This is a genomic window from Bdellovibrio bacteriovorus (assembly GCF_001592745.1).
Taxonomy (GTDB): domain Bacteria; phylum Bdellovibrionota; class Bdellovibrionia; order Bdellovibrionales; family Bdellovibrionaceae; genus Bdellovibrio; species Bdellovibrio bacteriovorus_B.
The window spans coordinates 60,810-87,024 of the sequence record NZ_LUKD01000009.1 but is presented as its reverse complement, the minus strand read 5'-3'; the positions used below and the strand labels follow the sequence as shown (position 1 = coordinate 87,024).

General features: G+C 45.0%; 24 protein-coding genes. 15 read left to right on the top strand and 9 right to left on the bottom strand.

Annotation, left to right across the window (positions count from 1 at the left end):
- Nucleotides 1-7: 7 nt before the first annotated feature.
- The 3 genes from AZI87_RS17670 to AZI87_RS17660 form a co-directional block, all read right to left on the bottom strand.
- A complete protein-coding gene (locus AZI87_RS17670; RefSeq protein ID WP_063209789.1) occupies nucleotides 8-412 on the bottom strand; it encodes a hypothetical protein in 405 nt (134 codons plus the stop codon).
- A 15-nt stretch (nucleotides 413-427) separates the two neighbouring features.
- Entirely contained in the window at nucleotides 428-3,553 is a 3,126-nt protein-coding gene (locus AZI87_RS17665; RefSeq protein WP_063209787.1) for an efflux RND transporter permease subunit, read from the bottom strand.
- A gap of 63 nt (nucleotides 3,554-3,616) precedes the next feature.
- Nucleotides 3,617-4,003, bottom strand: coding sequence for a hypothetical protein (locus AZI87_RS17660; protein WP_063209785.1), 387 nt, complete (start codon nucleotides 4,001-4,003; stop codon nucleotides 3,617-3,619).
- A gap of 89 nt (nucleotides 4,004-4,092) precedes the next feature.
- Here AZI87_RS17660 and AZI87_RS17655 point away from each other — a divergent pair, with 89 nt between their 5' ends.
- Nucleotides 4,093-4,662, top strand: coding sequence for an NADAR family protein (locus AZI87_RS17655; protein ID WP_081112283.1), 570 nt, complete (start codon nucleotides 4,093-4,095; stop codon nucleotides 4,660-4,662).
- On the opposite strand, the gene AZI87_RS17650 is transcribed toward AZI87_RS17655, so the two are convergent.
- Entirely contained in the window at nucleotides 4,642-5,520 is an 879-nt protein-coding gene (locus tag AZI87_RS17650; RefSeq protein ID WP_063209783.1) for a universal stress protein, read from the bottom strand. The genes AZI87_RS17655 and AZI87_RS17650 overlap by 21 nt on opposite strands.
- A 136-nt stretch (nucleotides 5,521-5,656) precedes the next feature.
- On the opposite strand from AZI87_RS17650, the gene mbhE reads away from it, so the two are divergent.
- From mbhE to AZI87_RS18055, 6 genes are all read left to right on the top strand, one after another.
- Nucleotides 5,657-8,284 (top strand): hydrogen gas-evolving membrane-bound hydrogenase subunit E, encoded by a 2,628-nt coding sequence (gene mbhE / locus AZI87_RS17645; protein ID WP_063209781.1) that lies wholly within the window; start codon nucleotides 5,657-5,659, stop codon nucleotides 8,282-8,284.
- Nucleotides 8,281-8,550, top strand: coding sequence for a sodium:proton antiporter (locus tag AZI87_RS17640; protein ID WP_063209779.1), 270 nt, complete (start codon nucleotides 8,281-8,283; stop codon nucleotides 8,548-8,550). The genes mbhE and AZI87_RS17640 overlap by 4 nt, the downstream gene beginning before the upstream one ends.
- A gap of 209 nt (nucleotides 8,551-8,759) precedes the next feature.
- A complete protein-coding gene (locus tag AZI87_RS17635; RefSeq protein ID WP_172795540.1) occupies nucleotides 8,760-10,004 on the top strand; it encodes a complex I subunit 5 family protein in 1,245 nt (414 codons plus the stop codon).
- On the top strand, nucleotides 10,001-10,345 hold the full coding sequence (locus tag AZI87_RS17630; RefSeq protein ID WP_063209776.1) for a Na+/H+ antiporter subunit E: 345 nt from the start codon (nucleotides 10,001-10,003) through the stop codon (nucleotides 10,343-10,345). The genes AZI87_RS17635 and AZI87_RS17630 overlap by 4 nt, the downstream gene beginning before the upstream one ends.
- Nucleotides 10,342-10,596 (top strand): monovalent cation/H+ antiporter complex subunit F, encoded by a 255-nt coding sequence (locus AZI87_RS17625; RefSeq protein WP_063209775.1) that lies wholly within the window; start codon nucleotides 10,342-10,344, stop codon nucleotides 10,594-10,596. Before AZI87_RS17630 ends, AZI87_RS17625 begins: the two co-directional genes overlap by 4 nt.
- A complete protein-coding gene (locus AZI87_RS18055; RefSeq protein WP_081112281.1) occupies nucleotides 10,596-10,955 on the top strand; it encodes a cation:proton antiporter in 360 nt (119 codons plus the stop codon). The genes AZI87_RS17625 and AZI87_RS18055 overlap by 1 nt, the downstream gene beginning before the upstream one ends.
- Here the strand turns inward: AZI87_RS18055 and AZI87_RS17620 are convergent.
- The 3 genes from AZI87_RS17620 to AZI87_RS17610 are packed head-to-tail and all read right to left on the bottom strand — an operon-like array spanning nucleotide 10,915 to nucleotide 15,049.
- A complete protein-coding gene (locus AZI87_RS17620) occupies nucleotides 10,915-11,997 on the bottom strand; it encodes a prepilin-type N-terminal cleavage/methylation domain-containing protein (protein WP_063209773.1) in 1,083 nt (360 codons plus the stop codon). The two genes, AZI87_RS18055 and AZI87_RS17620, sit on opposite strands and share 41 nt — an antisense overlap.
- Complete coding sequence (locus AZI87_RS17615) at nucleotides 11,994-12,485, bottom strand: type II secretion system protein (protein WP_063209771.1); 492 nt, start codon at nucleotides 12,483-12,485, stop codon at nucleotides 11,994-11,996. The genes AZI87_RS17620 and AZI87_RS17615 overlap by 4 nt, the downstream gene beginning before the upstream one ends.
- Entirely contained in the window at nucleotides 12,482-15,049 is a 2,568-nt protein-coding gene (locus AZI87_RS17610) for a hypothetical protein (protein ID WP_063209769.1), read from the bottom strand. The genes AZI87_RS17615 and AZI87_RS17610 overlap by 4 nt, the downstream gene beginning before the upstream one ends.
- An 808-nt stretch (nucleotides 15,050-15,857) precedes the next feature.
- Between AZI87_RS17610 and AZI87_RS17605 the strand changes: the two genes are divergently transcribed.
- Genes AZI87_RS17605 through AZI87_RS17570 form a run of 8 tightly spaced genes read left to right on the top strand, consistent with a single transcriptional unit; the run spans nucleotide 15,858 to nucleotide 24,801 of the window.
- On the top strand, nucleotides 15,858-16,391 hold the full coding sequence (locus AZI87_RS17605) for a hypothetical protein (RefSeq protein WP_063209767.1): 534 nt from the start codon (nucleotides 15,858-15,860) through the stop codon (nucleotides 16,389-16,391).
- A 60-nt stretch (nucleotides 16,392-16,451) separates the two neighbouring features.
- Nucleotides 16,452-19,184, top strand: a complete 2,733-nt coding sequence (locus AZI87_RS17600) for a hypothetical protein (RefSeq protein ID WP_063209765.1) — start codon at nucleotides 16,452-16,454, stop codon at nucleotides 19,182-19,184.
- On the top strand, nucleotides 19,181-19,765 hold the full coding sequence (locus AZI87_RS17595; protein WP_063209763.1) for a hypothetical protein: 585 nt from the start codon (nucleotides 19,181-19,183) through the stop codon (nucleotides 19,763-19,765). Before AZI87_RS17600 ends, AZI87_RS17595 begins: the two co-directional genes overlap by 4 nt.
- A 28-nt stretch (nucleotides 19,766-19,793) precedes the next feature.
- Nucleotides 19,794-20,810 (top strand): hypothetical protein, encoded by a 1,017-nt coding sequence (locus AZI87_RS17590; RefSeq protein ID WP_063209761.1) that lies wholly within the window; start codon nucleotides 19,794-19,796, stop codon nucleotides 20,808-20,810.
- Between the two features lie 57 nt (nucleotides 20,811-20,867).
- On the top strand, nucleotides 20,868-22,442 hold the full coding sequence (locus AZI87_RS17585) for a hypothetical protein (RefSeq protein WP_063209759.1): 1,575 nt from the start codon (nucleotides 20,868-20,870) through the stop codon (nucleotides 22,440-22,442).
- Nucleotides 22,442-23,200, top strand: a complete 759-nt coding sequence (locus AZI87_RS17580; protein WP_063209757.1) for a hypothetical protein — start codon at nucleotides 22,442-22,444, stop codon at nucleotides 23,198-23,200. The genes AZI87_RS17585 and AZI87_RS17580 overlap by 1 nt, the downstream gene beginning before the upstream one ends.
- Before the next feature lie 51 nt (nucleotides 23,201-23,251).
- Nucleotides 23,252-24,406: a hypothetical protein gene (locus AZI87_RS17575; RefSeq protein ID WP_253696990.1), complete on the top strand. Its 1,155-nt coding sequence runs from the start codon at nucleotides 23,252-23,254 to the stop codon at nucleotides 24,404-24,406.
- Nucleotides 24,397-24,801, top strand: a complete 405-nt coding sequence (locus tag AZI87_RS17570) for a hypothetical protein (RefSeq protein WP_063209755.1) — start codon at nucleotides 24,397-24,399, stop codon at nucleotides 24,799-24,801. Before AZI87_RS17575 ends, AZI87_RS17570 begins: the two co-directional genes overlap by 10 nt.
- Nucleotides 24,802-24,821: 20 nt before the next feature.
- Here the strand turns inward: AZI87_RS17570 and AZI87_RS17565 are convergent, their stop codons facing one another.
- Nucleotides 24,822-25,256 (bottom strand): hypothetical protein, encoded by a 435-nt coding sequence (locus AZI87_RS17565; protein ID WP_063209753.1) that lies wholly within the window; start codon nucleotides 25,254-25,256, stop codon nucleotides 24,822-24,824.
- The gene (locus AZI87_RS17560; protein ID WP_063209751.1) at nucleotides 25,256-26,125 is read right to left on the bottom strand and encodes a L,D-transpeptidase family protein; all 870 of its coding nucleotides are present in this window, start codon (nucleotides 26,123-26,125) and stop codon (nucleotides 25,256-25,258) included. Before AZI87_RS17560 ends, AZI87_RS17565 begins: the two co-directional genes overlap by 1 nt.
- Between the last annotated feature and the right edge of the window lie 90 nt (nucleotides 26,126-26,215).

Genomic DNA, 26,215 nt, shown 5'->3' with positions numbered 1-26,215 from the left:
CAACCTTCTATTTTCGAGGTTCCACAGTGAACTTCAGCACGTCATCATGTCCGCTCACGGAATCAGAGATGTTGACGATCAACGTGTAGCGATGCGCGCCCTTTGCATCAAAACTCGACTCAAGCACGTTTCCATTTGCTTTAAACTCTAGAGCTTCTTTCTTCTTAGCTCTGGGAAGCTCGGCAGACAGTTTGATTTTAAATCGGCTTGCATCCGCAGGTTTTAAATCCTTCGAATAAAGATAAACTTTGACCTCATTTCCCTTAGCCACAACTTCAATATGCGACTCTTCTAAAGATTTGATAACGCCGCCTTTTGGAGCCTGCACCATACCGGGTGCATCATGATGTCCCTCGTGCGCCAGAGATGAGATTGAGAAGCAAAATACCAGTGCAAAGATAAGATTTTTCATAGTGTGTTCCTTTTATTATAAGATTTCTGATTTATTAGTTTCTTGAGTGTATTTTTCTGCCGACTTTTTACCGAAGCGGTAAAAGAGTGTGGGCGTCAGCACAATATCCAATAAGGTCGCCGTGATAAGACCACCTACAATGACGACAGCAACGGGGTGAAGAATTTCACTCCCCGGCTCTCCTTTGGCAAAAACCAGAGGCAATAAGGCCAATGAAGCAACACAGGCGGTCATCATCACAGGGACCAGGCGCTCTTGCGATCCACGGATGATCATTTCTTTAGAGAAAATTTCTCCTTCATATTTCATCAGATGCAGGTAATGCGAAATCATCATAATGCCGTTTCGCGAAGCCACTCCGCAAAGGGTGATGAATCCGACAAGACTTGCAACTGTGATGGTGCGATCCGTGAAGAACAACAGAATAATTCCGCCGATAAATGCAAATGGAATCGTGATCATAATCTGTGCGGTGATGGTTCTTGATTTAAAGTGCGAATAAAGAACCAGGATGATACCAGCAAGTGAAATCAAACCAAAAAGCAAAATATTACGAGTGGCTTTTTGCTGACTTTCAAATTGCCCGCCGTACACCACGTAGTAGCCTTCGGGTAGCTTCACTTTTGCTAAAACTTTATTCTGTAGATCCGCGATAAGACTTCCCAGATCTCGTTTGTTCGCATTAGCGGAAATGACGATGCGACGTTGTCCATTTTCGCGATTGATCTCGTTGGGCCCATTGGTCTCATAGATATCTGCGACCTGCTCTAGCAACACCTTTCTTCCGTCGGGCATGGTCTTGATGACCGTCTTCTGCATCTGCTCCAGAGTCTGCTTTGAGCTATCATCAAATCTGTAAAAAACGTCATACACCTTCGTGCCGTCGAGCACTTGCGCCACGGATTCTCCATTGAAAGCCCCTTCTAAAAGAGAGGTGATTTCGCCGGGATTCATACCGTATTGCGCGGCCTCTTCACGAAGAACGTGAATTTTAACTTGTGGAATCAAACCTTGGCTTTCGATACGAAGATCGACTAAGCCAGGAGTTCCTTCCAAGGCTTCTCTCACTTCTGCGGCTTTTTCTCGTAAAGTCGTCAGATCGGGTCCGAAGATTTTAATGGCGATAGCCGCGTTCACACCCGAGAGCATGTGATCAATAAGGTGGCCGATCGGCTGACCAATATTTACGGCAAGACCTGGAAGACCCTGATTCAGATTTTCCCTGATCTCATTTATCACCACTTCCCGACTTCGTCCCCCCGCATGGAAGTCCACATCCATTTCGCTGACATGAACACCCATAGCATGCTCGTCCATCTCTGCGCGCCCCGTGCGGCGAGAAACTGATTTTACTTCTTTGGATTTTAGGATTAGCGCTTCAGCTTGGTTGCCGTATTCATTGGACTGTTTCAAGCTTGTTCCCGGCAGAGCACTGATACTGACCATCGCCGTCCCCTCGTTGAACTGAGGTAAAAAGTCTTTACCCATAAATGGCAAAAGACTTAGAGCAACCACGATGAGTCCCGCTGTGAATATCATTACCAGGTTTGACCGGGGAAGGGCCCACTCCAATACTTTTTTATCCCATTTTTTTAATACCTGAACAAATCGAGTGTCCTGATGTTCTTTAAGGTGAGAATGGCCTAAAAAGTAAGAAGCCAAGACAGGTGTCACAGTCAGTGAAACTATCAATGAAGAAAGAAGTGCGGTGAGATAAGCAACGGCTAAAGGAGTGAAGAGTCTTCCTTCTAAACCGGTTAAATTAAACAGCGGCAAAAATACCATGACGATAATCACTGTCGCCAGAACAATGGAGTTTCGAACTTCTGAAGACGCATCGTAGATAACCTTCAGGGCTGAACGTGGCTGAGTGAGTTTCGCATTTTCGCGAAGCCTGCGGAAAACATTTTCTACGTCAACAATCGAGTCATCTACCAACTCTCCAATAGCGATTGCCAAGCCCCCTAAAGTCATGGTGTTCACTGAAAGACCAAACCATTTAAACACCAGAGCCGTCGCCAAAAACGAAACCGGGATGGCAGTGAGCGTAATCAGTGACATGCGAAGATTCGAAAGGAAAATAAACAGGACAACGAAAACCAAAATAGTTCCCCATTTTAGTTTTCCTTGAATTCCCTGAATTGAAGTTTGAATGAAATTGGCCTGTTTAAAGACATCCGTATTGATAACTAAACCTTTCGGGAGCGAAGGACTGATTTCTTGAATCGCTTTTTCAACACCTTCCGTGATTTGCACGGTGTCGGCTCCCGGTTGCTTCTGTATAGTCATAACGACGGAAGGTTTTCCCATGAAACTGCCTTCACCTCGTTTCAATTTCGGAGCTTCCACCACCTCAGCCACATCTTTTACAAAAACCGGACGACCAAAATGCAGACCAATCTTTGTATTCTTGATATCGTCCACCGTTTCTACAACGCCAATATTGCGCACCAAAAACTCTTGCTGATCTTTTTCTAAAAAACCACCCGTGGTGTTCTGACTAATCTGAGAAAGCTCCTTATCGATCTGCTCCAGACTCACTTGGTACTTATTTATTTTTTGCGCGGACAGAAGAATTTGATATTGCTTTAATCCTCCCCCGATAGATATGACCTGCGCTACTCCGGGGATAGTCATCAAGCGAGGGCGAATAACCCACTCGGCGATGTTACGCACTTCCATAGGATTGATGGAAGAATCTTCCGAATAAAGAGCGATTTGCTGGATCTGCCCCATTAAGGAAGCAATGGGACCCATAGTTGGAGAAATGTCTTTGGGTAAGCGCTCTTTTGCTAAAGCCAGTTTTTCTTGGACTAACTGACGATTGCGATAGATATCCGTATTCCATTCAAATTCAACATAGATAGCAGATAGACCAATCCCGGATTGAGAACGAATTCTTTCGACTCCAGGAAGGCCATTTAAGTAGGACTCTATCGGAAATGTGACCCGAGTTTCGACCTCTTCAGGAGCCATTCCGTGAGCCTCGGTCATGATAGTGACTGTGGGCCTGTTGATGTCAGGAAAAACATCAATAGGAAGATGGTTCACGGTGACGGCTCCGTAAACGACGATAAGAGCTGTGGCGGCAACCACAAGTAGCCGATGGTTCAAGGCGAACCTAATAATAGCGTTCAACATGCGACAACCTCAGTTTCGCTAAAGAAAATGATGAAAATAATTGCTGGAGAATGTTGGCTTAGATTAAACGCGCGGAGGTTGCCATGGTTTTTCCAATGGCAATATCGAGTGCAACTGGGACTCTTTTAAAAACCCCGGCTTGTTAGGCATAATAAAAGCTGAAACTTTCACCGACAACTCAGTTACTAGGACTGAGCAGTGGTGCATGTGACAGTGACCAAATAAACAAAATCCCAGATCCCCACTATGTGATTCACCTTCGGAATGATCTGCATGATCATCGTGGGCGATGCCAGCCGTGCTGCCAGCTTCGGTAGCTATTTTATCTGTATGACATTGTGCCAGAGATAGATTTGACATCACCACTTGAAACGAAAAAAGCATCCCTAAAGCCAATAAAAATGGCTTTACAAGATGCTTTAAAAATGAGCGCAATAATGAAGGCGTCATACCTTTTATGACTGTATGCCTACGACCGGGTTCCGTCAAGATTCAAGGCCTGTCTTGACGCAGAAGTCTCAGTCTGAAATAACCGTCTTATGAAAGCTCTTTCTATTTTCGTTTTCTTACTCCTCTCATCCTGCTCACACTCCTCAATTAAACCGACCCACTATGAGCAATTTCCTCGCACTCCGTTAACACCATTTCAGGGTGAAGTTCTTGATTTTTACTCAACCAAACAAGCCTACGGAGAGTTTTCCAACTTCGCCCTTTTTCCGGTACACGTTGACAATCAGTGGTGGCCTACAAGTGAACACTATTATCAGGCCCACAAGTACACAGATCCCAAGCTGATAGAATGGGTGAAGAGCGCTCCGACCCCGATGGAGGCGGCTTTGCGTGGACGCGATAAAAGCACTCCCAAACGCGCGGACTGGGAAGCCAGAAAAGATAGCATCATGGAAAAGGCCGTGCGTGATAAATTCAATCGTTATCCCGATTTAAAAGAGCTTTTACTTTCAACGGGTGAAGCAAAAATATTCGAGCACACTCAAAACGATTGTTATTGGGGCGACTGCGGCGATCGCACCGGAAAAAACAAGCTGGGATTGCTGCTAGAAAAAATCCGCAGTGAACTAAGAGCTTCGTTAGCTGGTACGCAAAACTAGAAGTGGACATTTTAAATGTCCCAAAAGACTGTGCGTGGTTGAGCCCCACAGCAATCGATGTTTAATATCTCGGACCGGTGAGGTCACTGCCGTGATCCAGATCTTGTTGCGTTCGGCGTAGTTTGCGAGCGTATAGGCCACACTCCTTTGCTCTTTTAATATTTCCATGCTGCATTCCACACCGAAATTTTGAAGTTGCTGAGCCGTCTCAAGTAAGACTCTGCGAGCTTTATCAAAATTCGCCACCGGACGCAGACGCTGCCCTAGAATTTTTCTTTTTCTTAAGATGTGCACAAGGTGTATGCGCGCCTTGAGCGGTTCGACGATCTTAGCAAACCGACGTAACGCCCTCAGACTGGGAGGTTCGGAGGCGTCAACAGCAAACAGAACCGCTGGCGCGGAGCTAAACTCTTCATGCACCGGATCTGCCACGTTGACGACAAGTAAAGGAACTGGAGATAAAAAAGATGCTGTTGAGGGGATGCCACCTAAAGATCCGTGAGCTAGATTTTGATGGCCATTCACTCCGAGAATAAGAAAATTCGTTCTTTTCTTAAAAATCCATTCTGAAATAGTACGAACGACGTCGTCGTCTGTGGATGAGGGAGCTTCAAGAATTTGAATGTCTTGATATTCTAATCTTTCCTTCAGACCCGAAGCCAGTGAATGCTCAATGTCTTTCACGATTTCATCATGGCGTTCTTTGTAAGTTTCTGAAGAAAACGGGAAATAACTTTTATGAACGACAGAGACAACGCAAAGTTCATCCAGAAATCCGTCTTTTTTCAAATGGCGCACTTGTTCACAAAGAGTCTCAAGTGAGCTACTTTCTCCGGCCATGGGATTGAGTGCAAGCATTCCTCGTCTCATCCTTTGAAGCATAACATATTTTCTGACTATTCATGCCGTGGGTTTTATGTTCGTCAACACTGGTCTTATCTCTATGACAGGATTGAAAGATGACATTAAAACTAAAGATTAGAGATCATGACCTATGACTTGGTGGATTCTCTCTTTCTTCGTTTATGCACTCTTATCCCGCTTCATTATGCGATCTCCCACTGTGATCTGGAGACTTCTCTTTGCGGCTCCTTTTGCAATCACTTTCATTGAAGCGATCAGTTCATTTTTGAATCGCCAGTGGCCAGAAAACCGTGACGGCCTTTCTGATTTCTTTGCTTGTATCGTTATGGGTATCGGCATGTGTGTCAGCATCTATGCGGGAGCTTATTTTTCAAAAGACGATGCAAAAAGATTCTTTCCGCTCTTGTTCTTTTTTACTGGATCTATGCTGGGCGTTCTTTGGGTTGATAATATTTTCGTGTTCTTCACTTTCTGGGAGGCCACGGCCCTTTGTTCATTTTTATTAATCGCTTTTCATTATGAAGACAGTGACACCCGTAAGAGCGCGCGGCAGGCCTTGATTGTAAACGCAGCAGGGGGCCTCTCACTCCTAACGGCGTTTCTTATTTTAAATCAAATGACCGGAAGCACTTCTCTCGATGAAATCATTCGTAGCCAGAATGTTAAGATTCATGAAAGTCCCCTCCTGATTTCTTTAATTGTCTTTGCCGCTATCACTAAGTCCGCCCAGTTTCCCTTTCATTTTTGGTTGCCTAACGCCATGAAAGCCCCTACGCCCGCCAGTTGTTATTTGCACTCAGCGACGATGGTTAAATTGGGAGTGTTTCTTTTGGCCCGCTTTTCTCCCCTATTTCAGGAAACGACTCTTTGGATTGTTCTGCTTGTGACTTTGGGAGGAATCACATCGCTGGGAGCGCTTTTTATTTCCCTGTTGAAAACAGATTTAAAACAGATGTTTGCCTGGACCACTGTGAGCGCCCTAGGTTCAATATTTATTCTTCTTGGAATTCCTCATGAGTATTCCTGGAAGTCTTTTGTCTCCTATATCTTTGCCCATAGTTGCTATAAAGCGAGCCTATTTCTATGCGTGGGAAATATCGATAAGCAAATTGGGACACGCAGTCTTTATAGCATTAACAATCTCACACAAAGAATGCCCATCACTTCGGCGGCGATGATTTTATCACTGGGATCTATGATTGGGCTTCCTTTCACCTTAGGTTTTCTAGGAAAGGAATACTTACTAACCTCGGTGCTGCATCTTAAAGGCGAAAACACCCTTCTTCTGATCGTGCTGGTCTGCACAGGAGCCCTTTCCATTGTGGTCGCCTACCGCCTTTTGAAATTGATATTTAAAAAAGATGCTAGGCCGAATCGTAGTTTGCGGGAAGCCCGGTTTTCGATGTGGGCTCCCGCATTGGCTTTGGCGATGGCGGGATGGATTTCGAACTTCTTCCTTAATGATATCAATGAATACTTTTTAAAACCTATCGTCTCTTCCATTTTATTGAAAAGGACAGATCTGGAGCTTCAAGCATGGACAGGTTTTAACATGGGTTTGGTTCTAAGTATTTGCACATTCCTTCTGGGCGGCATTCTTTCTTATTTCCTGGTACGGCGGTTAAGTCATATCGAGATCTGGTTGCGATTCGATCAGCAGCGCAAAGAAAAAAACGAAGTCTTACCTGTCTTAGCGAGTTGGTTCACAGAAGTTTTTCAGAATGGCAAACTAAGTAATTACTTGTACTGGTTGCTTTTGCCCCTTGGGATTTGGACCTTCTGGATGGCGTTCATGCAGGAATCACTTTCGTTGCTGAAAGCACCCGATATTTCGTCCGGGCCAGAGCTTTTGGCAGCCATCCTATTACTTGCTGGCCTTGTACCGCTTCTGAAGAGTTCGCGTCCTCTTTTGCAGGTGATGGGACTGGGACTCGTGGGATATGGGGTTGGACTTTTCTTTATTTTAGCGGACGCCCCCGATCTTGCGATGACTCAGATGGCGGTTGAAACCGTGTCGCTGTTGGTTTTCATTCTGTGCCTACAGCCATTGAAAACAAAACCTTTGCCGCTACCGGAAACTTATCAGATTCTTCGCGGGGTGTTTACGGTCCTTTCATTTTTTAGCATGCTTTGGCTGGTTCCTATTTTAGAAAAAGGCAAAGTTCCTTCGTTAATCTCTCCCTACTTTGCTGAAAACGCTCCCACACTCGGCAAAGGATCCAATGTCGTTAACGTCATCCTTGTAGACTTTCGAGCTCTTGACACCATGGGGGAAATCACCGTTCTTAGTATCGTGGCACTAGGAGCTTCGATTCTTTTTAAAAGATTGCGAAAAAGAGAAAATCCATTCACTCACTCACCTATCATAGATATCGCGACAAAACTTTTCTTAGTAATATTTTCCTCCATATCTGTCTATCTCCTATTGCGCGGTCATAACAATCCAGGCGGAGGTTTCGTCGGCGGTTTGATCTTAGCCATTGCATTGATCTTTCATTCCTTGGTCTTCGGAGAATTCTCTACGAGAAAAATTCTGTTAGGATCATCCCACCACTGGATGGTCGCGGGTTTAGGACTTTGTTTTGCCTCTGGGATCGCCCCGGTTCTATTTAAGGATCTTCCTCCTTTAACAAGTCTATGGCTTCCCGGGCCTGTATCCTTAGGTCTTCCGGTGGTTTTCGATGTCGGTGTTTACTGTGTCATCGTCGGCGTAATGACGACGGTGTTCTTTGCATTTAACGGAAGGACCTTGCGATGATTCTTTCTGTGATTTTTGCTGCAAGCATCTGGTTGATACTTTCAAGAGAATGGCTGCGTGTTATTATGGGCCTTTCACTGCTGGGGCACGCGACAAATTTATTTTTACTAAGCAGTGGATCTGAAAACGATATCCTTCCGCAAGCGCTCATACTTACTGCCATTGTCATTGGCTTAGCAATTCAGACGGTCCTTCTAATTTTTGCTTATTTCGCCCGCCAAGCCCAGAACATCGACGATCTGGATGACATGAAAGAGGTCGAATGATAGCAGTCCTTCCCATTGCTATATGTTTTATAACTGCCTTGTGCAGCTGGCTTTTAAACAGCCATTTAAAAGCGCAACGCCTGCTTGCGTCCTTCGGCTCGTTTGCGGTCTTAGTGTCCAGTGTTTTTATTTTTTGGAAAGTCTGGCAGTTAGGGCCTCTGACCCTCGCATTCGGCAACTGGCAACCACCATTTGGAATCACATTTCGAGTGGACTTATTAGGCGCGGCTCTTTTAATTGTTTCATCACTCATTTATTTTAGCGGCGTTTTAGTCTCAATAGCTTCGTTAAATCTTCGCGTTGAATTGCGCGGATATTATCCGTTATTTCATTTTTTGATTTTAGGCGTTCTAGGCGCTTTTTCTACCGGGGATCTTTTCAACCTTTACGTGTGCTTTGAGATTCTTCTGATGTCGTCGTTTTTTCTAGCATCCTTGATAAAAAGTAAAAATGCTCTTCAGGGATCATTTAAATACGCCGTCTTAAGTGTGATTTCTTCATTTATTTTTTTAGGTGGGATCGCCTTAATTTATAGCGGCACAGGCACATTAAACTTAAATCAACTTTCTGGAGTTTCTATTTCCGTTTCGGATTCAGCATTTCCGCTAGGACTGGGACTTTTAAGTTTTGCTTTTATGATCAAAGCTGGGCTTTTCCCATTTTATTTTTGGCTTCCCGCTTCGTATCCCTACGTGGTGACTCCGATGGCGGCCGTTTTTTCTGGACTGTTAACTAAGGTTGGATTGTATGGTTTAGTCCGAGTTCTTGCACCTCACTTAAGCCTCATCGATTCTTCTCTGCCCTTTTTGATTCAAGCATTAGCGCTTATTTCAATGCTCCTTGGAGTTTTAGGGGCCATTTCCCAAGACAATATGAAAAGCATCTTATCCTTTCATATTATTTCGCAGGTTGGTTACATTGCCTTAGCCCTGGCCTTGGGAACTGGCTTGGGGCTTGCCGCCTGCATCTATTATCTTTTGCATCACATGGTGGTGAAGACGAATCTTTTTTTTGTGGTTTCCTATATCGAATCAAACGAGAAGCGAAATCAGATTTCAAAAATTGGTGGCTTGTTAGAGCGAGATCCTTTGCTAGCGCTTCTTTTTGCGATTCCGGCGCTCTCATTGGCGGGTGTTCCACCACTTTCAGGTTTTTGGGCTAAGGTTTTTGCTTTAAGAGCCTTGTTAGAGTCAAGAGAAGTGCTCGGAGTTCTTTTTAGCTTGGCCGTCAGTCTACTCACGATGATGTCGATGCTAAAAATTTGGTTAGGAGCATTCTTAAAACCCTCTCCCCACTATCATAATAATCCAAAGCCAACGCGCTGGAGATGGTTTGTCGTCCCCATAATTTTACTTAATCTATGGACGGTGACGATGGGACTTTATGCGGATCAAGTTTTTGAAGTCGTACAAAAGATATCTTTAGATTTACGTCCCGGAGAGAAAACGCCATGACGACGAAGTTACGATTGATTATCGAAATATTCGTTCTTTTTATTCACGATTTTTTTATTGCCGTTTATGAAGTGGCTTCCGCCCTTTTTTATCCTAATGAAGACCTCCATCCCGTGATTGTGCGGATGCCGACTCTTCTAAAGAACAAGAAAGCGTTGTGGCTTTTTTCTTTGATAATCTCTCTGACGCCTGGTTCTTTGGTGGTGGATTTATCAAAAGACCAAACGGTGCTGTACATTCACTTCTTTCATGCGCCGGATAGCGAAAAAGCCATAAATACTTTAAAAATGCGCTTTGAGCAGCGCTTGTTTAAGCTTTTTCATTCAAAGGACAACGTATGATGTGGATCTTATCATCACTGCTAATCATAGCTTTGGTCCTTGGAACTCGAAGGCTCTTGCTAGGTCCCACCCAAGCAGATCGAGCCGTCGTTTTTGATTTACTGACAGCAGTATTAATTGCGGCGACGGTTTTAATCGCCATTGTCGTTAACGATCACAAAGTGATGAGCTTAGTCATTGTCCTTGCCGTTCTTTCATTCGTAGGCACTTCGTTATTTGCTTTTTATATTGAAAAAACCAGGGGGTCTTGATGAAATTCCTTGTCGACGGTCTTCTATTTCTGGGAACTATCTCAATTCTTTTGGCAGCTGTAGGTGCGATGAAGTTTCCGGATACATTAACCAGAATCGCCGCCATTACTAAGGCCTCAACGCTGGGATCTGTTTGCTTTTGCTTGGGTGGCGCGTTGCACTTTATGCATCTGGAAACGGCATTAATATTAATTGTTTCTTCTTTGATACTCGCATTAGGCATACCCATCAGTTCACATTTGATAAGTCGCTGCCGCGTGAAAGAGGGATCACAGCCCCACCTTCTTTATTTAAAAAGAAACGACCATGAAGAAGACTTTATTGCAAGCAAGCCACCGCACGCTTCGCATTTAGATTAGGTGCAAAAATAGTTCTGGCCCGGGTCACATTGTTTTTAGTGACGTTAGTACTTATTCCAGCGCCGGACTGATTCTTTAATGGCAGCGTGGCCTTTAGCTCCAGAAAAACCGAATTCACGCAGTAACCATTTGGATCACTGACGGTATCATTCATGAAATTAACCGGGTCGACACGCACGCCTTTTTTTGTGCCCAGATATTTGGCCACAAATGAGCTGACGTTAAACTCGGAAGGACGATTTTGCAGCAAGACAGTCACTTTGTTTGTTAGAGGCTCTATTTTAATGAGATTAAGGTCTGTTTTACGAAGACAGACAATCACTGTCGAGGACGCATACACTTCACTGCTAGTGACGAAGACCGAAGGCCTTTTCTGAACAGACGCTCCTTGCGCATTCTTCGGCATCTTCAATAGGACACTGGCATAATTAAAGCGAATTGGATTTCCGTTTGCGTCGGTTTTCGGCAAGCCGTCATAGGGGTCCCTCGCCGAATTCAAGTTCATCGTCACCGCACCGACCTCATAGCGGCGAATAAAGCGCCGGTCAGCATCGACGAGTGAAATTTCCGTCGGCGCTTTGCCAGACTGAAACAGTGAAGAGATCGTGGCATCGGCCGATACGCGCAGCTCGTTAGCCTCTGCCGTTTTATCGGCGTCGCCACTTTCGGACCACGAGCGCATCGTACGTTCTGATCTCAGCACGCGATCTAAGGTCGTGTAACGAAAGACTGAATGAGTTGCGTCTGCTAAGCAGACTTCTGGGGACTCTTGAGGAGTCAATGAACTTAACCCAAAATAGAGACCGTCATTTGCCGACAGGAGATCCTCTGTCGGCTCTAAACGAACGATATTGCGCACATCATTTTCGACATTTTTAATCGCCAGGGACATGTCGATCTGTGCCGAACTCCAATCATCGAGATTCTTCTTTTCAGAGAAAAAGTAATAAATAACCTGCACAGTGCCTGCAATCACTAAAGTTGCTAGTGATGCAGCCAAAAGCAATTCTATCATGGTAAATCCGCGACTTGATTTCTTCATCGTTTAAAAATCACAATCTGATTTGTAAGAATAGTTTTACCCTCGCCATCACTCCAACCCCAAACCTTCAATGTCACTTTACGTAAAGTGTCCGAGTATTTTGGAAGCTTTAATGACGACGAGCTGAAAGACGCATCGATAGAAGAAGCTGGCAACACCTCCCACCCTACAAACACCTGATCCGCTGTCAGAGAAGGCTCGGGACATTCCGAGGAATTTAGATCCACAACAGATTCAGACACAAAGGTTTTATCTGTTTTATAAATACGCATCAGGCATTTTCCAATCGGAACTATATCGCCTATCTGTAAACCTTTCAGCTCAATGACATTGTCGGTAAGAAGTTCTTTTAAAACAATCGCGCGATCCACGTGAGTCACGTGCTTGCGCGATGTAAGAACGAAGAATAGAAAGATTGAAACACCAATGACAGAAATGCCAATGGCCATCAGGACTTCAATTAAAGTCATACCGCGTGAATTCATCATTTGGCATTCCTTGTTTCAATAACCGGTTGATCCACACCCACAATAGAGCCCACGTTCCTAAAATCATCATCTGGCGAAGTATGAACAAAAATATAACTTCCATTATTCACTGTGGGAGCGACAGCATAGCGGTCATAAAGTTCCGTCGGTGTTGATGGTGAAAGGTAGGCCGCATTCTCTAAAATACACGGAGTGAAGGACGGTCTGTTCTGATAATAAGAACTCATATTATAAGTGAAATGTTTATGAGAAAGGTCGAAATAATTCAGACTGACACCGCGGCCGTCAGTCAGCCTATGAAGAGGCGTGTTGAGATCTCTTTTACCCGGAACAACCGTCGTGTCGAAATCGACATAGATACGAATTCCTTTAAGCATTAAATCGGATTCATGTCGAGCACCGCCGATAGAAGGATGTGCATTTTGCTCCCAAAAGACATTCGGATAGTAACGTCGAGGCAAATGTCCGCCGTCATAATAACGTGAACCCGCTGGAGGCAAGGCCGAAATCGGGTCGGTATATGTCGGCATCGAGGCCATCTCAGAAATATTGTAAGTCATGTAGGGTGGCAACGGATGACCGGCCATGGTAACCATGCATTGATTAGCAATAAACTGTGCTGCTGACGAATCAGGTCCATTCCACAATCCCTTCAATATGAAGGGTCGTCCCGCATCCACCGTTGCTGTCGTAATAAGACTGACATTGTTTAAATGATAGCGACGATAGCCGTACTTGAAACCATCCTCTTCGTGACGTGGATCAGTCAGGTTATGAAGAATCGGACGAATCTTTCCACCTGAAGAGGGCCAGCGGGATTTCAAATAGCCTTCACTCATAGGAACATAAAAAGGACTGACTAAATGCACTTGCTCGGGTGATAGCAGCACCATGGAGATACCCGGCTTCGTCCCCCCGGTCGCATCCATATTAAAAAATACTTCACGCAAGCGGCCTGTGTCTGTATCTAACGGCGATGTGGTATCAGGCTGAACCCCACGCAGGGTGATCGTGTCTTCGCCGACAACCCACAAGGCTAATTTCTTTCTGGCGACACTATCGGACAGCGCCCCGACCATAAGACCCTGATTATTACTTTGTCTTATCTCGGTTGGGACTTTTGCATAAACCACTCGGCGTAAGAGTCGGTTGGCGACACTCGCATTTGAAAGTTGACCCGCGTTGAAATTATTTAAGCTTAAAGACTCCATGTCCACGCGTGATACGCGAGTGCACTCAGTCCCCGCTCCGTTGGCGGCATACTGTTTTTGAAACTCGCTATCCCAGATTGCGCAGTCTTCATAGGCATTCATAGGAGAACTGATAACCTGACCACAGGCCCTGGCATCTTCCTCTAACGCCTCTAAGTTGTCCCAATTCATAGTCGGAGATGGCACCACTTCGGCATCAGAAGTGTATAAATAGCCTTCGAGACCGGCATCTTTTCTCCACTCTCTAAATCCTTTTGGAAAGTGCTCGGAGTGAGAACAATACTTCCCCGAGGTCAATGCATCCGGGCGCGACATACAAGTTGCATTCATACGGATCCCGAATTTGTTGGCATCAGCATATTCGTAGTAAAAAATAGAATAGCGATCGACGTCATTAAAATAGCTGCCCGAATCCGTCGCACTCCATGCTTGTAATGGAGGATTTCCGCCGAACAACGCCACCGGGTACACTAATTCGCGCAAACTTGATTTCGTGTTAGGTCCGGAAGTTTCGTTGACGACTTGATCACGCAGAGATTCGGCGACGGTCGAACTTTTTGTAAAGACCATGGACCCCGCACCAGAAGAGCCAACAGAAACAGCAGGCGTACCCCAAGCATTGGAATAAGGAGCTAACAGTGTAGGTAAGTTCCCCACACCGGCCCAACTGGCGTTCGGGCGTGGAAGACTCCAGGGAGCATAGTAAATTCCTCCCGTGAACTGCATGCGATCACCTTGAACCACTGTGCCCCACTCACCTGGCCAAATCGGTGCAGAGCCCGCCCATCCAGTATTGGGGTTCGGCCGGTGGATCATGGAATAGCCGACTAAAGGTCCTTTGGTGTAAATACGACGGTCTTTAGCGATCAAAGCGGAGGGAGTCTTGGGACTGTACGCCCTCTGTAAAACCACGCTGCTAGAGCTTCCTGAAAAAAGCAGATAATCTGAGACATCTAAAACTTTAACGTGTTTACGAAACTTCGATTTCAGCTTCCGGTAAGCTCCCGTCGCCGTCATTTCGAAGTTTTTCGTCGTAAAATTAAACACGGTGTCGACTCTCCAAGAAACACCGTTCGGGAGTTCACCTTCGACACTGAAGGACTCGGCCTTCAAGCATTGACTGTCAGGCGGCGGCTCCCACAATCTGCGGGCTAACGCTGATTCCATCACCGCAAATGAGGAGCTTGTCGCCTCATCAAGCAGCACTTGGTCAAAATCAAGAGACTTGTAATTATAGTCCTTAGTAAACACATCCAAAGATGTCATAAGGACGATCACTCCGACGACACAGAGAACGGATACAATAAGAAGGGTTCCTTGTCCCTTTTGCCCTAAAAACCTGATTTTGTTCATATACAAAGAATAATGAATTTCCCCAATGATGGTAGCTTTAATTTCCTCCCGAAAACAGTTTTTCTGGATTGAGCTTGCATTCGAAGAGCTGACAAGGGCAATTACAATATAAACGGGGTATTTACGGGAACATTCAAACGAGACAGCAGAGATCTTGCGCTCTTCGACGAAAACAGCAAAGCTAAGACGTTATTCAAATTCGAATCTTCCAATCTAAACTGCGCTTTCCTCTTTCCTCCTTTCATCACAACGCAGTCTTGAGAACCGAGATATATTTTGAGTATTGATCGTGAGATGCGCAGATTCGACTCCATCACAGATCGAAGAACCACTTCCACAACACATTTAAAAAAAGTGTTTTGCTAAACACGAATCTAATTCCTCCGACTCTTAAGTATCGTTTCCCATAGGTAAACATGTTTCAGTGATATCGCAGTGAAACGTGGGAACCCATCAGCGAAAAAGTGTAATTAGATCACTGCGTATCTAAAAAACATCAAAGTCATTTTCGCATTTTCTGATGTTATGAAAGTGCACACACCAAGTAGTTACTAATAGTTCAAGATAACGATACGTTAGCTTCTTACGAAGAAAATCTGATAAGAAGTGAAATGTGCGATGGGTTCATCAAGGGTTCATACAAATGAAGTACTTGATTGTTTTCGCAATTGTGATTTTGCGAACATAATTTAAATTCCACCTTTTAAAAAACCGAGAACTCGTTTACAAACTCGCCAGCTCAAAAACAAAATTGGTACGTCACCGGAAAATCTAGGGCCGCTGTCGTCTGCTAAACACGGAGTTTTTAATGATCAAGAACGTTTTGAAGTTATCATTGGTTGCGCTTATTCTTTCAGCGAGCGGCGCTCACGCAGACGAATTCGATGGTGGCAGCCCTGAGTATGATCCTCGTCCAAATCCACACTACACTGAAGCAGAAATCCAAAGAAAGATTGAAAATGAGATGGCAGTCGCTTGCCGCGGCAACCTTTGCTCTATCGTAGGTACCGACAGTGCGGGTTCTGGCTGGACTGTGAGCTTTCAAGTAGGTTACGGCAACAATCCAAATGGCACGGGCAATAACTTCTACATCGGCGAAGGCAGCAACAACGCCAACAACAGCGATTACTATGCGGGTATCACTGTGACTTACAAAAATTACGTTTGTAATTCGACTTTACGTGTGACGCCTTCTGTTTACCGTTTCGTTAATACATATATGTACAACATGGTAAATACGGATGGTTCGACAAAACGTAACTTTTCTCCCGCCGATCAAACTGTCATCTTATTCTACACGACCATGTTGAACAAAGTTGATAACTGCAAACCGACTAACTAAGCGTTAGTTGGCTTGTTTTATACGTACCTCTTCCTATTTTCTGAACGTATCTGAGGATTCATGAAGCATGTTTTTGCAATTTTAGTCTTGATGGGAATTTCTGCGCCCGCCTTCAGCGTGGCTCAGCAAATTCCCGCTCATCAGACGACACTTCTAAGTCCCTTGCCGTTCACCAACCGCGCTCAGTGTGCGATTGACTCAGAAAAGCCGACCTCTTCTATCTTCGTGATGATTGACGGCTATAACGCCGCTAAAGTCGCAAATTCTGTCGCAAAGCTTTCGGGACTTGATACAGCAGCTTATTCCGCTAAAGCGATGAAAGAGTTCCGCCTTTCAGTCGCGTATATGACGTTAAATATCATGAATAAGATGGTGCGCGGCCACCTGCCTGTTTTACCCGCAAACTTAAAATCTGCGAACCTTCCAAAGTACCTTCAAGTATCCCGTAACTGTGAGCAATCCAAAGGAAATGCTTGCGCCGACTTGCAAGACTACTTAAGCCAACTTTGGTACAATGCTGGAAACCGTGCCGCAATTACATCTATTGACCGCTTTACGACAGCCAACTTCCCGCTTCATGCTTCTAAAGACCGTCTGGGCTGTTATTACGTTAAAAAATTCTCTGCTCTTCAAGGACATCTGCATAACGCTGAAGTCACCGCAAGCAATCTTCAAGACATCGCTCTAGCTTACATGAACGAAGCTGATTATATCACAGGCTGTTTTGATGCTGACGATACGTTGAGCAACCGTTTCGTCACTCTTCAATTGGATTGGGCGACAAACCCACAATCTTTAGAAATTCAAGGTTTTGATTTCTGGAACAGTTTAAAGATTTACATGTCCTGGGCTTGGAGAAATACGAACGAACTTGAAGTGATGAGCCCGACATTCGGCAAGCTCTTTAGATCTATTGCTCTTGAAGAAGCTGTTCTTTATACACCGAACGGCTGCCGCAGTATGACCCCACCGTCTTGCGATAACCAATACCTTTCTATCAACAGTTTGCGTGAGTTAGCGAAAGCCACTGGCGGAAATAACAGCGAATTCTTCGATACAGTGCCTGCAGGAACTGAGGCTGAGATGCTGGAAAAAGGCGTTCGAGGCGTTAATAACGATTTCCTAGGGACTCAATCTTTCGATAAAGCTGAAGAGTGGTTGTCGAACTTCCGTAAAAACCTGATTCAGTCGCGTGGTATTATGAAAAATAAATACCAGTCGGCGATGACGAACATGAACCTGCTTCAAGATCAGCTAGGCATTCAAGGCTTAACCGCAAGTGTTTCTGCTGATATTAAAAATCATGGATCCACTGAGCAAATGATGAATGAGTTGTACTACATGTGTACGGAAATTCGTCTTGCGGGCGATGAAACACTGGACTTCTTAAAGTCAGACATTGAACGCGTTGCTCAGCTTAAAAACATGACGCAAATGCCTTACTCTGAGAAACGTTCCTTGAGTGAGCATGTGAACTACTTCAAAGAAGTTTCGGCGCGCGTTCTACCTGTGTGTAACGAGCTTGAAAAAACGAACTTCTGGAATAAAACTGGGTACACAGTTAACAAACTGGGATTCGCTCCTTGGGCTAAAGACATGTTGCAGATCAACGCAGCAGGCACAGAAGAACAAGGCACCAAATTCACGCCCACGGCGTTCAATGGAACTCCCCTTCTTTCTTGGAAAACACACGCCGGCTCCTCTTCAGCTTCTCAGGTCATCTGCTACAACTCTATCGATTGCACTCGCTTGATGATTAAGAGCATGGTCGACCTTTACGCGGTTTCAACTTATGCCGATGCCTTGATTCCTCTTGCAGGCAAATCTTCAGACCCAAATCTCTTCAACCCATACTCTGAATTGAAAACATGTAAGATGTATGATCCTTGGTATCAAACACAACGAATGAACAAAGTGTTTATGACGGATCTTGCGAATACCGCTCTTTTCGGGTGGAATATCCTTCCGATCTATATCGATGTTGACTTCAAAGCTCCTCGCGTAGCCTCTTTCAAACAGTTAGTTCAGGACGGAACAATCAAATTTGACCCTCGTTTTGAAAAATCAAAAATTCAAACGTCGATTGTCGCAGATTTTGGGCCGTTAGTAGGTGCTCCCTGCGCTCTTTCTCTAAATAACAACGGTCTTCGAACTTTTAATTTCTATGCGTTTTCTGGAATCACTTTGAACTATTGCGATGGAAAGCAACAGACCGAGGTTATTTCAAATAACCCAAGTGATTTTGCTACCGGAAAAGACAATGCCCGCTCGTTCTGCGGCGGATGTACGATGAACTTTATGGCGGTTGCGGGCGCATCGACGGCTTCTCTTTCTGTATTTAATCCGGCTAAGTTTGTGGTTTACATGGTTCGTACATTCCAGAAGTACTTCCATGCCAAGAAAGATAAAGTAAATATCCCTAAATCTTGGAACGTCAATGCGGCCTATGCTGCAGAAGTTTATAAAAAGTACGGTCAAATTCCTTCTCATTGCGTAGATCAATTGGGTAAAGGTTTAAAATGCTTCAGCGATACGTGCGCGGCAAAGGCCGCATCGGTCTTTGAAGAAACTTTTAATACGAAAGTTCACTCTGTCTATATTCGTGAGGACGATCGTCATCCAAGTCATATTTCAGCAAACACTCAGCGCGAAGCTTGGATTAAGTCGGATCTGTGCAAAGGCGAAAGTATAGTGCGCTTCACTTGCAATGAACGCAAAGTTGAAAACACTAAAGTTCACTCTATTCGTGGATTTCACAAATCTTGCCGCAATGTGATTGGAGATCGCCGATGAAATTGATCTTCGCTCTTTTCATCACTTTTATAGCCCTATCGTCCGCACACGCTTGGTCTATCACCTCTCAGGTCAAAGTAAGTCAGAGTGGTCAGTTTCAAGACAGTGTGACTCTGTACTGTCGCCCTGACGAGGCTCTTTGCAAGAACGTGTGTAACGATGCGAACGCTTGCTGGAAAGAGCAAGATGTCTGCTTCAACTGCTTGGGCATGGCGAACAATGTTTTGCGCACCGTTTTTACAGAATTAGAAAGACTTTATAGAAACACAAATCAGGTTATTGAAGTCAAAGATATCGAGAAAGTCTTTCGCAAAGACCACGTCTTTATCGCCGCTCGCAGCATTTATAACTTCTATATGGATTTAAACAAAGATGAGGTTCAAACGTTGTTCCAAAGTCTTTGCCCGACTCGCAGTGCACAACCACTGGTCGTTTTAGGTAAGAACTCAAACAACGAGCCCGTGCAGATCAAATATATCATTTGTGAAGGCACGGGACAGTATAACCAGGACATGTATGTCCTGGAGTATGCTCCGCAGACTGAAATTGGTAACGGTAATTTAAATTTAAACAAACCTTAAACGGTACGTTAGCTCAAAAGGAGAAAAAATGACTAACTTTATGAAACTTGCAGCAGCTGCAATGCTTTTCATCGCTGCTCAAAACGCGAACGCAATCTCTTTGCGTTTTAAATTCAAAACTTTCAGCTCTGGCCCAGACATTTACGCGTGTAACGCGGGTCTTCGCCACGAAGCTTCTGCTCACAAAGTGTGCTACTTCGAAGACACTAAAACGGCGTGTACTCCACAAGAGTGTAACGGTACGGTTTGTAACACTCGTTGCGTTTGTACTAACGACAACGGTGGTGAGTACCTTATGGACTACATGAAAGGTTCATACAGCACTTGGAACCAATCAAAAGTTGAGTGGAACCAAACTTGGACTTCGACAACAGCTCAAGCGGGTCAAGGCGCATACAACACGCTTGTTCCTCACGCTGACGCTTTCAAAAACAGAATTAAAGAGTTGAGCTTCAACCTTGGTTCAGAGCTTTACGGAGCTGAGTACTTCGTAGACATCTGCTACCGTGGCCCTCAAATTGAGTACTTCGAAGACGGCGTTACTGCGAACTGGTCTTTGCAAGCTCAAGCTACAGCTACCGATTTTATTGCTAACGCGGTAAACGGTGGTGACAACACTCAAGACGGTTTGACTATGAACCCAACAGGTATCAAATACACGACTTTGGCTGGTTTGAAAGTTCAAGCTATCACAGTGTGTGACCTTCAAGGTATGGGTCAAATCCAAAAGTCTCGTAACAACGCGGGTTACTACAACACGCTTGATAACGAAGCTTCTTTCTCTAACTGGAATTCACCAATGCAAGCGTCTGGTGACTTCTACACGAAGTCAAATCAAGTTCAAATCAACTCTGTTGCTAACTTGATCAACTCTACTATCGACAACAGCACAAAAGCTCCACGCTTCTGCCGTATCCGTTACATCTTCTCTGAAACTGACGGTGCAGCAGGTTCTCAAGTTTTGTCTAAAAACTTGCGTAAATGGCAACGCCACGGTGCTGAACTTTGCACATACACTAAGATTGAAGAATCTGTAGAGCAGTAATTATTAGAGACTCCGTCAGAGAGCCTTACCGGCTCTCTGCTCAAAGGAAGACTGAATATGAAAATTTTAAATACAAAATCTATCTTTCTTTTTGGAGTTCTTCTGTTAATGGCAGGCGAGGTTTTCGCCTGCCGCACTTCTCGTGATATGAAGCACAGCTTTGTGATCGACTTCACACAAGCCCCTGTCATTCGTCCTTATGGAGATGGCACGAACTCGACGATTCTTCCGCAAATGGTGGAAAAATGTACGGAAAGCGCGGGCAAGTATTTGATGTTGAGTAAAGGCGTGTTCATGCCGACGCAAGTTTCCGACGTCGCAGATATTTTTCTTGATGGAGATATCCCTACACCCAATCTTTGCCGAATCGAGAATCCGATTTTCGCAAAAGGTGTAGATTTCGATCAAAAGAAATCTCTGGTCCTGCGCCAACAAAAATTCTTAAAACAATGCACATTCATCTCTGTCGCCGAACTGAACGGACGTCCCCTTCGTTATAAGCATGAACAAGAGCGCTGCAAGGTCACAAACCAAGGTGCGAGCATTGTGCAGCTTGAGGGCGACTACTGCTTCTTGAATATCAATCCGAGCTACAACCTGGCGGTCACTTTGGGAGTGAAGCCAGAGTGCTTACACATTGACACAATGAAGGAGCTAGGGCTTGAATTCGGCGATATCGAAGCGGCTTTAAACACTTATGTTACGGGTGATGATACGGGCCTTAGCACCGAAGTAGACCCTATCGGTTCATCTCGCTACCGCTACACGTTCCAAGCACAAGAGTCCATGTTGAAGCTGAGTGAAGACATGGGTCCTGAAGCTCCCCGCTTCCCGGACACTTACAATGCTGAATTGAATATGGGTGACTTGCAATTTGCACCCGCCGGTGATCAGCGCTTGGATCTTAACATGTATCTTTCCGTGGATAACTTCCACAACTCGGTTTGTAAAAACGGCCTTTGCGTAAATCCGTCAAACTACAATATTCCCGTAGCGGCAGAGGTTGAGATTTTTAAAATTGAACAATCTGGCAAGCAAACATTTGTCGACGGCTGGTCCACGGGTGGAATTGCTCAAGGCAGCTGGCAGGGCTTGATGCGTTTTCCACAACAGTCTATCGATGGCGCCAGCTTTGAAAAAGGTCAGGCCTATAAAGTCATAGTGACAATGATAGATCCGTTTGAAGATTTCTACATTTTCTTAAATCGTGCGGAACAACTTTTAGTAGATCTTAAGGGCGTCAATGGCGTGGCCGGTCTAGATACGATCCCATCGTTGAACTCTTTGCATTTACTGCCGCACCTACCGAATTTATTGGGTCTGCCAAACATCACTTCGAATGATATCAATGGCGACTTGGCCACTTCCTTGGCTTTCTTTAAACAGTTGGGCGCGACTCGTTTATGGCCCGCTTTCTATGGAAATTTATGCGACCCAAGCCATGGTCAGTGTTTCCAAGCGAGCAAACAAAAATTCTGGAATCGCTTCACTACTACCTTCACTGTGGGCGATCTGGATGATCAGGGCACATACAAGCTTGAAAACATCCGCTTGGTGAAAGAGTCTCCGAATAAAGTGATCATGGATAAAAAAATTAAAAGTCTTCCTCGTTACACTTGTGAGCCGTTCTAATGAAACTTTTGACTCTTAGTTTACTTTGGATCTTTTCAGGCTCTTTGGCAATGGCTCAGCAGGCTGGGATCAACGCGGTCTCAACATCTGAAGACATTTATGCGTGTAATTTAAGTTTAAACGCCGTTCCTACAGAAAACCCTATTGGCAAGATCATGGGGTCTTTGATTTGGGAAGACTTAACGGTTTCAGAAAGCTCCATTAGTAGAACTCGCAGTGGCGGCTATGTTTTAAGCGATGACGTTGCAGCTATTTTTGATTCTTCAGCACAGTGGAATGCCGCTTTAACTAACTTGAAACTTTCTTTTTCTACAGAGCAAATGGGCGTTGGATACAATGTTCATGTTTGTTATGTCGGTCCCACGAAAAAAGAAGTGGGTCGTAACGACCAGTCTGAAAAGACTTATGACATCGTCAGCTCGGTTTACCATTCTTTGCCGGACTACGCGAAATTTGCGCAGCTTTACTATCGCACGATCACTCGCTGTGACCTTCGCGGTATGGGCTCTCAATCAGCATCTCGCCCTAATAACCAAACCCGGCCTTCGGGCACTATGGAAGTCGACTATTCCTATACTTCAAACTGGGCAGCTTTCGATGGCTCTTATAAAGAGACCACGGTCATTGTTAATGCCAACCGTCCTAAGAATGTCCCTCGCTTTTGTGAGATCATTTTTCAGTTTAAAGAGGGCAGCACCGACCTGCGCCCGAATGATTTAAAATACACTGAAGTGAATCTGGGCGTAGATATTTATTAAGGCGTTTGTTTGAAAACTCTTGTAGCACTTTTTATCCTAATGAGTTCTTCCATGTCCCACGCCAAAGTGTGGACCGCAATGAACTCTTGGAATGAAGAATGGGAAAAGCGCTATTCTTCTTGGGTGCAAGAAAACTATAAATTCGACATCTTTTCAAATCCCGCAAGCAATTGGTATGGTATTGCCACAGATTGTGCGGATGCTGTTTATGCTGTTCGTATTATCTTTGCGTATGAAAATGCTCTTCCTGTTAGATTCACTAATATAGAAAACATGAAGACGAGCTTAACAAACACTCTGTCGAACTGGGATCATTTGCCGGAAAGGCAACGCCTTCGCGAGTTTATCAATCATGTCTCCCATCTTACGAGTACGAAGACCCTAGGGTACGATACCTACCCGATCAAAATTGATCGCCTGATTTTTCAACCTGGTGTGGTTTTTCTAAATCCCGTTTTGACGCCTGAAGAAGAAAGTATCGTGGGGACTCGTGGAGGGCACGCTGAACTCGTGACTCATCTTGAAGACAACGGATACATCCGGACACTGTATTCAACGACACCCATGAAGGTGCGTGAACTTATCACCACTCGCAATCCCTATTCTTGGCCTCTGAGTCGCCTGGGGGGATTCCGTATGTGGAAAACAGACGCTCCTACGCCGTACAGCAGTGAGGAGCAGTTCTCTATGGCAGGGTGGCGAGAAAATATTTCGCCGTCTCGAAAACAAATCTATCAATGGCACGAAAACATTCGCAAAATCCTGCGTTTTCGTGTTCCCACTGTTGATGAACGCATTGAGGTCGTGGTCGAAAGCATCTGCAATCTATGGCAAGGCCGCATTTTATCTGTGAACACGGCCTGGAACAACATTCAAAGCAATGGCGGTCGTTGCCTCTCTGCAGGTTTGATGAACGAATATTCCACCCATAAACGCGACGCACGCATTCGTGAAGCTTATGGGCAACTGAATGATTTAACTTATTGGAAGAAGAATAATTATCCCAACGAAGAAGGCACCGACGGCTCTATTCGTGATGCCAAAGAAATTTTACTTCGCTGTCGCGTGATGACGGGAGTCTCTGCAACAAATGCGTGGGAGCTTTTTTTAAAAATGATTGATGGCCACTTGAACTCCGATGCAGTTTGGAGTCCGGCAGTACGTTGGGGTGAAGTCTCTAGTCAAAGAGGTGTTCGATGTCGTTAATATCCGCTTTAGCAATGACTTGTCTTGTTTATGGTCCCGCTGAAACACGAGAGAACTTTCTTCTGTATAAAATCCTGCAACCTTTGCAAATCAGCGAAGGAAGCATCCGCACAACGTCTTTAAATCAGAATTCACAAGTCGAGCACTGGGACTTTAAGATTATCCAAGACAGTTCGGATGCCTGTCCAGGTGCCGTCGTTGCAAAAGATCGTAAAGGACGCACGGCCGCGTTAAAGGGGCTTTATAAGGGGCCTGCCGGATACACCAAAGGAACTCTCTTATTTGAAGATGAAGAAGGCATCGTCTTTCGCGCTTTGATCGCATGCCCTGAGGTGGTTCTAAATCCCACGTGTGATTCAACGTGGGAACCGGTAGAAGGCTGGGAAGTTCTATAACTTAGAACTTCCCTTTTGGATTACTTTCTAGAGCGTTTCATGATCTGCTCTGGTCCAATCAGAATCAGATCTTCTTTCAATTGAAACTCAGAACCGATGTAATCTCTTTTTTTAGAGTTGAACGTCGCAAAGTCGACATTCATCTCTGTAGAACGATAAAGTTCTTCCGGAGTGGTCACGTTCGGCCCTACTCCTGGCTCTTTAATGATCGTCACTTCAAAAGTGTTCGTATCATCGTCGTAGTGAGATATCTCAATCTCGGCACCTTTCATAATTTTTAAAGCCTCAAGCTCTGCCTGGGAAGGCTTGCGAGGCTCTTTGGACTCTTTCTTTTTCTCTGGCGTTGCTTCCGCTTTCGCCGGAGCTGCTGGTGTCTCTTTAGCAGGAGCTGTCTCTACCGCAAGCGCCCAGGGTGAGATCATCATTGTGATTGCAATTGCTATGATGGACTTCATTATTTTGCTCCTTTTCTTTTTGTCGAGTTCGTATCCTTCGAACGGCCTGAGTTAGTGGAGTACTTGCTTTTTCCAGAGTACTTCGACGACGAAACCCCGTTGGATCTCGCTGCTGCTACCGCCGCTGCTTCAGGCTGACATTGTGCCGGGCGTTCCATTCCAGAATTATCACTACAATTAGAAGCTCTTGCTCCTCCGAAGTAGTTATATACCAACGATCCTACACCCAAGGTTTTCATGACCGTTGATAAGTCTTCGTAGTTCACGCCTGTACATCCCCAAGTATTAGAGGTTCCCGCAGGACTTGTTCCGTGGATGATAACCCCACGTTGCCCAAGGCTGTCCTGACCAGAAAGACCGGCCATACCTAGCGAGTTCGAACTATTATAGCGTGCCCCATTGTGAACAGCGGTCAAGTGAAATCCAGGAGGAGTCTTTCTTGAATTTTCGGTGCTGCACGCCTCTAAGCGTCCACTGCGGTCAGAACCCACACCCCAACTGATTGGAAAACCTTTTACGCAGTTTCCATCTTGGTCGAAGATGTACATTGTCGGGCGACCATCGCCTGAATAGTCGTTCACGGCAATCATCTTGCCGGGAGACAACTGCGCATAAGAACAAGTTTGCGTGAATCGCTTTGCCTCACCGAAAGCGGTTTTCACATGAGAAGGTACAGATCCGCAACCTCCCCCAGTGGCGGAGTAGGACGACGAACCTGATGTATAAGGTGTGTAGTAACTACTTCCTGCGCTGCTAGAGTTGCTGTCGTTGCTATCAATGATCTTGGAAGGACGACCGAACAGTGCGGCTGCTTGGGTTTGTGAGTAACCTAGAAGCAAAGCCGACAATACCAGAATAAGTCTTGCCATGATTCCTCTTTGTTAAATGAGTCCCCGTTATGGATTTGTTCTTAAAGTCTATCTGAGCTCTCGAAAAAACTCGCGAAGATTATTTTTTCC

Coding starts and splice junctions, on each gene's coding strand:
- AZI87_RS17670 (WP_063209789.1), bottom strand. CDS start 412: ATGAAAAATCTTATCTTTGCACTGGTATTTTGCTTCTCAATCTCATCT.
- AZI87_RS17665 (WP_063209787.1), bottom strand. CDS start 3,553: ATGTTGAACGCTATTATTAGGTTCGCCTTGAACCATCGGCTACTTGTG.
- AZI87_RS17660 (WP_063209785.1), bottom strand. CDS start 4,003: ATGACGCCTTCATTATTGCGCTCATTTTTAAAGCATCTTGTAAAGCCA.
- AZI87_RS17655 (WP_081112283.1), top strand. CDS start 4,093: ATGAAAGCTCTTTCTATTTTCGTTTTCTTACTCCTCTCATCCTGCTCA.
- AZI87_RS17650 (WP_063209783.1), bottom strand. CDS start 5,520: ATGCTTGCACTCAATCCCATGGCCGGAGAAAGTAGCTCACTTGAGACT.
- mbhE (WP_063209781.1), top strand. CDS start 5,657: ATGACTTGGTGGATTCTCTCTTTCTTCGTTTATGCACTCTTATCCCGC.
- AZI87_RS17640 (WP_063209779.1), top strand. CDS start 8,281: ATGATTCTTTCTGTGATTTTTGCTGCAAGCATCTGGTTGATACTTTCA.
- AZI87_RS17630 (WP_063209776.1), top strand. CDS start 10,001: ATGACGACGAAGTTACGATTGATTATCGAAATATTCGTTCTTTTTATT.
- AZI87_RS17625 (WP_063209775.1), top strand. CDS start 10,342: ATGATGTGGATCTTATCATCACTGCTAATCATAGCTTTGGTCCTTGGA.
- AZI87_RS18055 (WP_081112281.1), top strand. CDS start 10,596: ATGAAATTCCTTGTCGACGGTCTTCTATTTCTGGGAACTATCTCAATT.
- AZI87_RS17620 (WP_063209773.1), bottom strand. CDS start 11,997: ATGAAGAAATCAAGTCGCGGATTTACCATGATAGAATTGCTTTTGGCT.
- AZI87_RS17615 (WP_063209771.1), bottom strand. CDS start 12,485: ATGATGAATTCACGCGGTATGACTTTAATTGAAGTCCTGATGGCCATT.
- AZI87_RS17610 (WP_063209769.1), bottom strand. CDS start 15,049: ATGAACAAAATCAGGTTTTTAGGGCAAAAGGGACAAGGAACCCTTCTT.
- AZI87_RS17605 (WP_063209767.1), top strand. CDS start 15,858: ATGATCAAGAACGTTTTGAAGTTATCATTGGTTGCGCTTATTCTTTCA.
- AZI87_RS17600 (WP_063209765.1), top strand. CDS start 16,452: ATGAAGCATGTTTTTGCAATTTTAGTCTTGATGGGAATTTCTGCGCCC.
- AZI87_RS17595 (WP_063209763.1), top strand. CDS start 19,181: ATGAAATTGATCTTCGCTCTTTTCATCACTTTTATAGCCCTATCGTCC.
- AZI87_RS17590 (WP_063209761.1), top strand. CDS start 19,794: ATGACTAACTTTATGAAACTTGCAGCAGCTGCAATGCTTTTCATCGCT.
- AZI87_RS17585 (WP_063209759.1), top strand. CDS start 20,868: ATGAAAATTTTAAATACAAAATCTATCTTTCTTTTTGGAGTTCTTCTG.
- AZI87_RS17580 (WP_063209757.1), top strand. CDS start 22,442: ATGAAACTTTTGACTCTTAGTTTACTTTGGATCTTTTCAGGCTCTTTG.
- AZI87_RS17575 (WP_253696990.1), top strand. CDS start 23,252: ATGTCCCACGCCAAAGTGTGGACCGCAATGAACTCTTGGAATGAAGAA.
- AZI87_RS17570 (WP_063209755.1), top strand. CDS start 24,397: ATGTCGTTAATATCCGCTTTAGCAATGACTTGTCTTGTTTATGGTCCC.
- AZI87_RS17565 (WP_063209753.1), bottom strand. CDS start 25,256: ATGAAGTCCATCATAGCAATTGCAATCACAATGATGATCTCACCCTGG.
- AZI87_RS17560 (WP_063209751.1), bottom strand. CDS start 26,125: ATGGCAAGACTTATTCTGGTATTGTCGGCTTTGCTTCTAGGTTACTCA.